The sequence below is a fragment of the Myxococcus sp. AM009 genome (assembly GCF_013372605.1).
GTDB classification, from domain to species: Bacteria; Myxococcota; Myxococcia; order Myxococcales; family Myxococcaceae; genus Myxococcus; species Myxococcus vastator.
Genome location: NZ_JABXEP010000206.1, coordinates 1 through 10,766, shown reverse-complemented (window position 1 = coordinate 10,766; position 10,766 = coordinate 1). Strand labels below are relative to the sequence as shown.

Sequence of the window (10,766 nt, the reverse complement as noted above, 5' to 3'; positions counted from 1 at the left end):
GCTGGGGGCCCTGGAGCGGCTGGGGGCCGAGGTGCTGCCCCTCGCGGTGGACGTGGGGGATGAGGCGCAGCTCGCCGCGGCGCTGGCGCGGGCCCGGGAGCGCTTTGGTCGCATCGAGGGCGTCCTCCATGCGGCGGGGGTGCCCGGAGGCGGCGCGCTCCAGCTCCAGACGCGCGAGCAGGTGGAGGCCGTCTTCCGGCCGAAGGTGCTCGGCGCGCTCAACCTGGGCCGGCTGCTGGCGGCGGACCCTCCGGACATCTTCGTCCTGTGCTCGTCCGTGACAAGCCTGCGAGGTGCGCCGGGACAGGTGGCGTACGCGGCGGCCAACGCCTTCCTGGACGGCTACGCCCACCTGCTGCGGTCGACGGGGCTGCGCGCCGTCTCCGTCGGCTGGGATACGTGGGGCGAGGCGGGCATGGCCGTGGCGGCGCTTCGGGGCGCCCGGGCGCGCTCGGCGCCGGGCGTCCTGCCGGGACACCCGCTGCTGGGGTCGCGCCAGGTGGAGGGCGAGGACGTCGTCTACACGCAGGTGATGGGGCCCGAGCTGCAGTGGGTGCTCGATGAGCACCGGGTGCTCGGCCAGCCGCTGATGCCCGGCACGGGCTACCTGGAGATGGCCGTCCGCGCGCTCACCGCCGAGCGCCCCGGGAGGACGGTGGAGCTGAGCGACGTCGTCTTCGTGACGCCGCTCACGGTGATGCCCGATGAGCGCCGCGAGGTGCGGCTGGTGCTGAGCCCGTCGGGGGCGCGCCTGCGCTTCCGCGTCCAGAGCCGTCCGGCCTTGTCGCCGGAGGAGGCGTGGCGGGAGCACGCGCTCGGCACGGCGCGTTGGACGGACGAGGCCGCCCAGGTCCAGCCGCTGGGGGCCGCGGAGGCGCGGTGCACCGAGGTCCTGGAGTCGGCGCAGTCGCTGATGGGGGACGCCGGCGAGCATCACATCGTCTTCGGCCCGCGCTGGACGACGGTGGACACCCGGCTGTCCTTCGGGAGCCGGGAGCTGCTGGCGACGTTCTCGCTGGCGGACGCGTACCGGGACGAGTTGGGCACCTACTGCTTCCACCCCGCGCTCATGGACGTGGTGACGGGGTACTCACGCCTGCTGGAGCTGCGCGAGCGGGGCGTGGCGGGCGCGGCGGCGCAGGGCTTGTTCCTGCCGCTGACGTACCGGCGGCTGCGCGTGTACGGGCCCGTCCCGGCGCGCGTGCGCGTGCACACGCGGTGGCGGACCGACACGGAGGACGCGGCGTCGCTGCGCGTGTTCGACATCACCCTGCTGGACGAGCAGGGCACGGTGCGGGTGGACGTGGAGGGCTTCACCCTCAAGCGGCTCGACGACATGCACCAGACGTTCTCCGCGCCGACGGGAGCGGAGGGACCCGCGCGGGACGCCGCCGCTCCCGGGCGGCTCACCCTGCCGGGCGCGCTGAGCAACCAGGAGGGCGTGGAGGCCCTCTCGCGCATCGTCGCCGGCTTCGAGGGCGCGCACCTCTACGTGTCCCGCTCCCCCCAGCGCCCCCGCGTCGCGGAGCGCGCCGAGGCAGACTCCGCACCCCGGAAGCAGGGCGGCCGGGCCCCGCGTCCGACGCAGCGCACGCCCTACGCGGCGCCTCGCGACGAGGTGGAGCGGCAGGTGTGCGAGGCCCTCGCCGAGCTGCTGGGCGTGGCGTCCGTGGGCATCCACGACAACTTCTACGACCTGGGGCTCAACTCGCTCCTGATGGTGCAGCTGAGCGCGCGCCTGCGCGAGCAGCTCGACGTGCAGCTGTCGCTCAACGCGCTCCTGGAGCACGCCTCGGCGGCGCAGATTTCCGCGCAGGTGGCCGCGTCGAGGCACTCGTCCGCCGCGGCCCCGGCGCCGCCGGGCGAGCCCGCCCTTCCTCCCGGCGTCGTGCGCCTGCAGAAGGGCGCGCCCGGCCGCACCCCGCTGTTCTGCATCCACCCGGCGGGGGGCTCGGTGTTCGGCTTCCTGCCGCTGGTGCGTCACCTGGACCCGTCTCAGCCGGTGTACGGCATCCAGGCGCGCGGCGTGGACGGCGACGTGCCGCCCGACACGCGCATCGAGGACATGGCGCGGCGCTACCTGGAGCTGGTGCGCCGCCTCCAGCCGGAGGGCCCCTACCTGTTCTGCGGGTCCTCCATGGGGGGCACCGTGGCCTTCGACATGGCCGGGAGGTTGACGGCGCTCGGCCAGCGCGTCGACCTGCTGGCGATGCTGGACACGCCGTCGGACGACGGCGGCACGGTGCGGCACTCGGAGCCGGTGACGGATGACTTCGTCCTCGACTACGTGAAGAAGCTCTCGCCCGAGATGTCCGACGCCTTCGTGCGGATGAACGCGGAGAACGGCGGCAGCTTCCTGCGCCTGTGGCGGGCGCACAACGAGGCCCTGCTGCTCTACCAGGCCGAGCCCGCCGACACCCGCATCCTCTACTTCCGGGCCCGTGTCCGGGACCACCTCATCCCCCACCATCCGGAGTACGGCTGGATTGGCAAGGCCCGCCGGGGCATCGAAATCCACGAGGTGGAAGGCAACCACCTCACCATGAGCCTGGAGCCTCACGTGGAGAGGCTCGCCGCCCTGCTCAGGGAGCGTCTGCCGTCCTGAGCGTCCACCGCCTTCCGCATCCATTGCTCGCCGCCGGGGCGAGGAGAACCGAGTCATGTCCCGAGACACCGAATCGATGTCGCTGGAGGAGAAGAAGCAGCTCCTGAAGCGCCTCCTGGCGCGGCAGGACGAGGCCCCGCGGGCGGCGGCGGTGCCAGCGCCCTTCGCCCTCTCCCAGGGGCAGTCCGCCCTGTTCCACCTGCACCAGTCCAACCCGGACAACCACGCGTACCACACGCTGTTCTCGTTCCGCGCGCACGGCCCCCTGGACGTGGAGGCCCTGCGGCGCGCGGCGGAGGTGCTGGTGGACCGGCACGAGGTGCTGCGCACGACCTACGGCGTGGAGGACGACGGGCGGCTCGTCCAGCGCGTCCACGCGCAGGGCACGCTCCCCCTCACGCTGCATGACGCGCGCGGCGTGTCTGCGGCGGAGGTGCGCCGGCGGCTCGTGGAGGAGGTGCGGCGGCCGTTCGACCTGACGACGGGGCCGGTGGCCCGGCTGAGCGTCACCCGCGTGGACGGTGGCGAGCACCTGGTGGTCTTCACCCAGCACCACGTCTCCAACGACGCGCGGGCCTTGCAGGTGCTCCAGCGGGAGCTGCTCGCGCTTTATGGCCAGCTCGTGACGGAGGGCGCGCCGCGCCTGCCGCCTCCCGCCGTGCAGTACCGCCAGTTCGTGGAGTGGGAGCGGGCGCTGCTCGCGGGCCCGCGCGGCGAGGTGCTGGAGCGCTACTGGACGGAGCGGCTGGCGGGCGCGCCACCCGCGCTGGAGCTGCCCACCGACAAGCCCCGGCCCGCGGAGCAGGGCTGCCACGGCGACACCGTCATCCACGAGTTGGATGGGGGGCTGGTGCGGCGCGCGGAGGCGTGCGCGCGGGAGCAGGGCGTGACGCTCTATACCTTCCTGCTGGCCTGCTTCCACGTGCTCCTGTCGCGGCACACGGGCCAGCGCGACGTGCTGGTGGGGACGCCCACCAACACGCTCATGTCGGCGGAGGACCCGTCGTTCCAGGACGTCGTGGGCTACGCCGTCAACCCGGTGGTGGTGCGCGCGTCGGTGGAGGAGGGGCTGGGCTTCGACGCCTTCTGCCGGGACTTGCAGCGGCGGGTGCTGGAGGCGCTGGAGCACCAGGCGTACCCGTTCCCCCAGCTCGTGGCGAAGCTGGGCGGGCCGAGGGACGCGTCGCGTCCGCCCGTCTTCCAGGTGATGTTCAACTACCTGCCCGTCAGGGACCGCGACCCGCTGGCGATGCTCGGCCTGTCCGTGGACGAGGGCCGCACCTTCCAGGTGAACGGGTTGACGCTGTCTCCCTACGTCCTGCCCCAGCAGGAGGCCCAGTTCGACGTGGGCATGGAGTGCCTGAAGCTGGGCGAGCGGCTGGTGCTGGCGCTGCACTACAACGCGGACCTGTTCGTGGCCCCCACCGCCCGGCGGTTGCTCGAGCGCTTCGAGTGCCTGCTGTCCGACGCGGTGGAGCGCCCGACGGCCTCGTGTGACGCGCTGGAGCTGGTGTCCGCGGCCGAGCGCGAGGAGCTGCTCACCGGGCTCAACCCCCGGCCGGTGGACTGGGTGGATGGCCCGTCCATGGTGGATTTGGTGGAGGCGCAGGTGCGCCGCACCCCGGACGCCATCGCGCTGTCGGTGGGGGACACGCACCTGACGTACCGGGAGCTGAACGCGCGGGCCAACCGCCTGGCGCACCATCTGCGCGCGCGCCACGGCGCGGGCCCCGGCGTGCTGGTGGGGCTGATGGTGGACCGCACCGAGTGGCTCGTCATCGGGACGCTCGGCATCCTCAAGTCCGGCGCGGCCTACGTGCCCATCGACCCGGCCTATCCCGCCGAGCGCGTGCGCTACCTGCTCCAGGACAGCAGCAGCCGGGTGCTGCTCACCGAGCCGCGGTTCCTGGAGACGGCGCGCCAGGGCTCCCCCGCGGAGTGCGTGGACATCAGCGCCGCGCAGGCGGACTCGGAGCAGGACCTGGCGCACCGCCCCGACTGCCAGGACCTGGCCTACGTCATCTACACGTCCGGCTCCACGGGCCGCCCGAAGGGGACGCTCATCGAGCACCGCAGCGCGGTGTCCTTCCTGCGCTGGTGCCAGACGGAGTTCGACGCGGCCGACTTCGACGTCAGCTTCTTCGGCACGTCGTACTGCTTCGACCTCTCCATCTTCGAGCTGTTCTACACGCTGTCGGTGGGGCGTCGAATCCGGCTGCTGCGCAACAGCCTCCAGATTTCCGAGTACCTGGACACCGAGCGGCGCATCCTCATCAACACCGTGCCCTCCGTCGTGAAGGAGCTGCTGGCGGCGGACGTGGACCTGGGCAACGTCACCCTGCTGAACATGGCGGGCGAACCCATTCCCCAGAGCGTGATGTCCCAGCTGGGGGGGCTGCCCCTCCAGGTGCGCAACCTGTACGGCCCCAGCGAGGACACGACGTACAGCACGTGCTACCGCTTCCCCGGCGATGACCCGAAGGTGCTCATCGGCCGGCCGCTGGCGAACACCCGGGCGTACATCGTCGACAAGGCGCTGCGGCTGCTGCCCCGGGGCGTGCCCGGCGAGCTGTGCCTGTCGGGGGATGGCCTGGCGCGCGGCTACCTGGACCGGCCGGACCTGACGGCCGAGCGCTTCGTGCCCGACCCCTTCGTGGCCGGGAAGCGCATGTACCGCACGGGCGACATCGCGCTGTGGCGCGCGGACGGGAACATCGACTTCCTGGGGCGGCGCGATGACCAGGTGAAGCTCAACGGCTACCGCATCGAGCTGGGGGAAATCGAGGTGGCGCTCTCGAAGCACCCGGCCACGCGCGAGGCGCTGGTGCTGGCGCGGCCCGGGGCTTCGCGGGACATGGAGCTGGTGGCCTGGCTGGTGTGCGACGGGCAGGTGGAGCCGCGCGAGCTGCGGGCGTTCCTGGAGCAGCGCCTGCCGCGCTTCATGGTGCCGGGGCACTTCGTCTTCCTGGAGGCCTTCCCGCTCACGCCGAACGGGAAAATCGACAAGAAGGCGCTGGCGGCGCCGGTGCCCGAGGCTTCGTCCCGGAGCGCGGCGCCCCCCGTCGCGCCGCGCAGCGAGCTGGAGCGGGCGCTGCACCAGCTCTGGGAGCACGCGCTGAACGGCAGGCGCTTCGGCATCGACGACAACTTCTTCGACGTGGGCGGCAGCTCGCTGCACCTGACGCAAATCCACATGTCGTTGCAGCGGCGGCTGGGCCGGAAGATGCCGATGACCGAGCTGTACCGCTTCCCGACCATCCGCGCGCTGGCCGAGTACCTGGACCGGGGGCCGGAGACGCAGGCCGAGCCGTCGAACGACGAGCGGGCGGAGCGCCTGCGCAAGCAGGAGCAGTTCTTCCGGGCGCGCAAGGCGCGCCGGAGCTGAGTTCGCGCGAGGTGACGGGCCGGCGAGGGGCCCGTCGTGAAGGTTCATGGCCCCGTGGGGCTGGAAGAGGCGTGGAGATGACGGCTGAGACGTCGATGTCGGAGCAGTCCATCCAGGCGTGGCTCGTCGCGCGCATCACCGCGCTGCTGGGCCTGGAGCCGCAGGCGCTGGACCCCCAGGAGCGGCTCAGCCGCTACGGGCTGGACTCCGTGAAGGTCGTGGCGTTGATGAAGGAACTGGGCGGAGTGCTGGGGCGCCCCGTGTCGCCGCTGCTGTTCTGGCGGCACCCCTCGCTTCACGCGCTGGCGGCCGCGCTCGTCCGTGGGGACGCGGAGGCCCCGCCGACGGCGGCGACGGAGGGCGCGCGCCCCGTGGACGAGCCCATCGCGGTGGTGGGCCTGGCCTGCCGCATGCCGGGCGCGCCGGACGTGGTCACGTTCTGGCGCCGCCTGTGCGAGGGGTACGACGCCATGCGCGAGGTGCCGGCGGAGCGCTGGGACATCGACGCGTACCACGACACCGAGCCCCAGGCGCCGGGGAAGATGGTGGCCCGCCGCGCGTCCTTCGTGGACGGCGTGGAGGGGTTCGACCCGCTCTTCTTCGGCATCTCCCCGCGCGAGGCGGCGGAGATGGACCCGCAGCAGCGGCTGATGCTGGAGCTGGCGTGGGAGGCGCTGGAGGACGCGGGCGTGCCCGGCCCGACGCTGCGGGACTCGAACACGGGCGTCTTCGTGGGCGCCATCTGGCACGACTACGCGGTGCTGCACCAGGGCGCGTGCGCGGCCGTCACGCCGCACACGGCGACGGGGCAGGCGCTCAACATCCTGGCCAACCGCATCTCCTACGCGCTGGGCCTGCGAGGGCCCAGCATCACCCTGGACACGGCGTGCTCCTCGTCGCTGGTGGCCGCGCACCTGGCCTGTCAGAGCCTGAGGGCGGGCGAGTGCCGGCTGGCGCTGGTGGGGGGGGTCAACCTGCTGCTGGCGCCGGAGACGAGCGTGGCGCTCACCAAGTTCGGAGGGCTGTCGCCGGACGGGGCGAGCAAGGCGTTCGCCGCGGACGCCAACGGCTTCGCGCGCGGCGAGGGCGCGGGCATGGTGGCGTTGATGCCGCTGTCGGCGGCGCAGGCGGCTGGCGTGCCCATCTACTGCGTCATCCGCGGCGGCGCGGTGAACAACAATGGCTTCGGCAACGGGCTGACGGCGCCCAGCGCGTCCGCGCAGGAGTCGCTGCTGCGCGACGCGTACGCGCGAGCGGGGGTGGCGCCGGGCCGCGTGCACTACGTGGAGACGCACGGCCCCGGCACGGCCCTGGGAGACCCCATCGAGGCCGGCGCGCTCGGCGCGGTGCTGGGCGAGGGGCGCGCCGAGGAGGGCGCGCTGCTCATCGGCTCGGTGAAGACGAACATCGGCCACCTGGAGGGCGCGGCGGGAATCGCCGGACTGCTCAAGGTGGTGCTGGCGCTGTCGCGCCGGCGCGTGCCGCCCAACCTCCACTTCGACGTGCCCAATCCGCTCATCGACTTCGGCGCGCTGCGGCTGAAGGTCCCCGAGCGGCTGCTGCCCTGGCCCGCCGAGGAGGAGCGGGCGCTGGCGGGGGTGAGCGCCTTCGGCTGGGGAGGCACCAACTGCCACCTGGTGCTGGAGGAGGCGCCGGGCGCGCGCGCGGAGCTGCTGACGCTGGCGGCGTCGGACGCGGAAGGACTGCGCGCCCAGGTCGAGCAGGTGGCGGCGCGGGCCGCCGACGCGGAGGCTCCCGAGACGCTGGCGGCGCTGTGCCAGTCGCCGGCGCGAAGCGGGGACATTGGCGCGCACCGCGCGGCCTTCATGGCCCGCTCTCGCGCCGAGCTGCTGGCGCAGGCGCGGGCCTTCCTGGCGGGACAGGAGCGCGTCGGGCTGGTGGTGGGGAGCCCGGCGCGCCCCTCGCCGCGCATCGCCTTCGTGTGCACGCCCCAGGGCTCCCAGTGGGAGGGCATGGGGCGTGAGCTGCTGTCGCGCGAGCCCGTGTTCCGCGCGCGGGTGGAGGCGCTGGACGCGGCCTTCCGTCCCCTGGCGGGCTGGTCGCTGGTAGAGGCGCTGGTGACGCCGCACCCGCGCGCGGAGGACGCGGACGTGGTGCAGCCGCTGCTCTTCGCGGTGCAGGTGGGGCTCGCGGCGCTGTGGCGCTCGTGGGGCGTGGAGCCGGAGGTGATGGTGGGCCACAGCCTGGGCGAGGTGGTGGCCGCCTGCGTCACCGGCGCGCTGAGCACGGAGGACTCCGTCTGGCTGGTCCACCACTACAGCCGGTTGCAGCAGCGCACCGCCGGCCGCGGCGGCATGGCGCTGGTGGGGCTGCCGGCCGCCGAGGTGGAGGGGCTGCTGTCGCCCCTGGAGGGGCGGGTGGTGGTGGCGGGCTACAATGACGCGTCGACGACGGTGGTGTCCGGCGAGGCGGGGGCGCTGGACGCGCTGCTCGCGGAGCTGTCCTCGCGCGGGGTGTTCTGCTCGCGCATCCCCGTCAACGTGGCCGCGCACAGCCCCGAGATGGACGCCATCCGCGAGGACCTGGACGCGGCCTTCGCGCGGCTGCGGCCCCGGGCGAGCGCCCCGCGCTGGGTGTCCACGGTGACGGGCGAGGACCTGGAGGGGGCGTCGCTGGAGGCGTCGTACTGGAGCCGCAACCTGCGCCAGCCGGTGCGCTTCACGCAGGCCATCGAGAAGCTCGCGGCGGAGGGCATCGACACCTTCATCGAGCTGAGCGCGCACCCGGTGATGCGCCGCTCGCTGGAGCAGGCCCTGGCCCGGACGGGGCGGGCGGCGCTGACGGTGGCGTCGATGCGGCGCGACGACGCGCGCGGTGGGCTGCTGGATGCGCTGGGCGCGCTGTTCGCGTGGGGCGTGCCGGCGCGCGGGGCTGGCGCGAGGCCGGTGGTCGACCGGGCGGTGCTCCTGCCGCTGTCCGCGCGGACGCCCCAGGCGCTGGCGGACGTGGCGCGCGCGCTGGTGGCGCGCTGGGACGAGGCGCCCGCGCCGTCGCTGGCCGACGTGGCGCGCACGCTGGCGCTGCACCGGGCGCCGCTGGACCAGCGCTTGGCGCTCGTCGCGAAGGACGTGGCGGGCGCGCGCGAGGGGCTGGAGGCCTTCCTCCGCCAGGCGCCGCGTCCGGGGCTCGTCGTGGGGCGGGGGCCCGTGCCCGCGCGCGCGCCGGTGGTGTTCGTCTTCCCCGGCCAGGGCTCCCAGTGGGTGGGCATGGGGCGCGAGCTGCTGTCGGCCGAGCCCGTCTTCCGCGCCGCCATGGAGGACTGCGACGCGGCGCTGCGGGCCTTCGTGGACTGGTCGCTGCTGGAGGTGCTGGCTTCGAGCGAGGCGGGCTGGCTGGAGCGCATCGACGTGGTGCAGCCGGCGCTCTTCTCGGTGCAGGTGGGGCTGGCGCGGCTGTGGCGCTCCTGGGGCATCGTCCCGGACGCGGTGGTGGGCCACAGCATGGGCGAGGTGGCCGCGGCGCACGTGGCCGGGGCCCTGTCGCTGGAGGACGCGGCGCGCATCATCTGCCGTCGGAGCCGGCTGCTCTTGCGCACCAGCGGGCAGGGCGCCATGGCGGTGACGGAGCTGACGCTCGACGAGGCGCGCGAGGTGCTCCGCGGCGTGGAGGACCGGCTCTCGGTGGCCGCGAGCAACAGCCCGCGCTCCACGGTGCTCTCCGGAGACCCCCACGCGCTCCAGCGGGTGCTGGAGACGCTGGCGCAGCGGCAGGTCTTCTGCCGGCCCGTGAAGGTCAACGTGGCCTCGCACAGCCCGCAGATGGAGCCGCTGCGCGAGGAGCTGCTCGCGCTGCTCGGCGACCTCGCGCCGCGAGCGGGCGAGGTGCCGCTGCACTCGACGGTGCTCGGGCGCGTGGCGGACGGCACGGAGCTGACGCCCGCGTACTGGGTGCGCAACCTGCGGGACCCGGTGCTGCTGTCGCCGGTGATTGAGTCCCTGGTGGGCGCGGGGCACGGGCTGTTCGTCGAGGTGAGCGCGCACCCGGTGCTGCTGCCCTCCATCGAGCAGACGCTCGCGCACCTGGGCAAGGCGGGCACGGTGCTGCCTTCGCTGCGGCGCGAGCAGCCCGAGCGCGAGGTGATGCTGGAGTCGCTCGGGACGCTCTACACCGAGGGCCGCGCGGTGGCCTGGCGCGCGGTGACGCCAGAAGAGGGGCGCCAGGTGGCGCTGCCGACGTACCCGTGGCAGCGGGACCGGTACTGGTTCCAGCCGGGCGCGGCGGGCGCCTCCCGGGGCGCGGGGCAGGGGCACGCGGTGCTCGGCGTGGCGCGCCGGTCCTCGCTGCGGCCGGGGGCGCGCTTCTGGGACGTGGACGTGGCGGTGGAGCGGCTGCCCTACCTGAAGGACCACCGCGTGCAGGGCACGGTGGTGCTTCCGGCGGCGGCGTACCTGGACTGGGCGCTGGCCGCGGCCCGCGAGGGCCTGGGTGACGGCCCATGGGTCCTGGAGGACGTGCGCATCGACGAGGCGCTGGCGCTGCCCGAGGAGGGCTCGCGGCCGACCCAGTTGGTGCTGACGTCCGAGCCGGCCGGGGGCGCGTCATTCAAGGTGTCGAGCTTCGTGCCCGTGTCGGGGGCGGGCGCCGAGGTCTGGACGGTGCATGCGTCCGGGGCCGTGCGGACGCCGGGCGCGGAGGGCGCGCCGACGCCGGTGCCGCTGGACGAGGTGCGGCGGCGGTGCGCCCCGTCGCGCGACGGGGCGGCGCACTACCAGGAGATGGAGGAGCGCGGCCTGGGCTATGGCCCGACCTTCCAGG

The 10,766-nt window shown here is 74.1% G+C and carries 3 protein-coding genes; all 3 read left to right on the top strand.

Going from position 1 to position 10,766, the window contains the following annotated elements; translation table 11 throughout:
* Positions 1–2,605: SDR family NAD(P)-dependent oxidoreductase (locus HV824_RS32275; RefSeq protein ID WP_176424957.1), on the top strand; the 2,605-nt coding region annotated here is incomplete at its 5' end.
* 55 nt (positions 2,606–2,660) lie between these two features.
* Positions 2,661–5,990 (top strand): non-ribosomal peptide synthetase, encoded by a 3,330-nt coding sequence (locus tag HV824_RS32270; RefSeq protein WP_176424956.1) that lies wholly within the window; start codon positions 2,661–2,663, stop codon positions 5,988–5,990.
* Positions 5,991–6,067: 77 nt separating this feature from the next.
* The coding region (locus HV824_RS32265; RefSeq protein ID WP_176424955.1) for a type I polyketide synthase at positions 6,068–10,766 on the top strand (4,699 nt) is incomplete at its 3' end.

Coding starts and splice junctions, on each gene's coding strand:
- HV824_RS32270 (WP_176424956.1), top strand. CDS start 2,661: ATGTCCCGAGACACCGAATCGATGTCGCTGGAGGAGAAGAAGCAGCTC.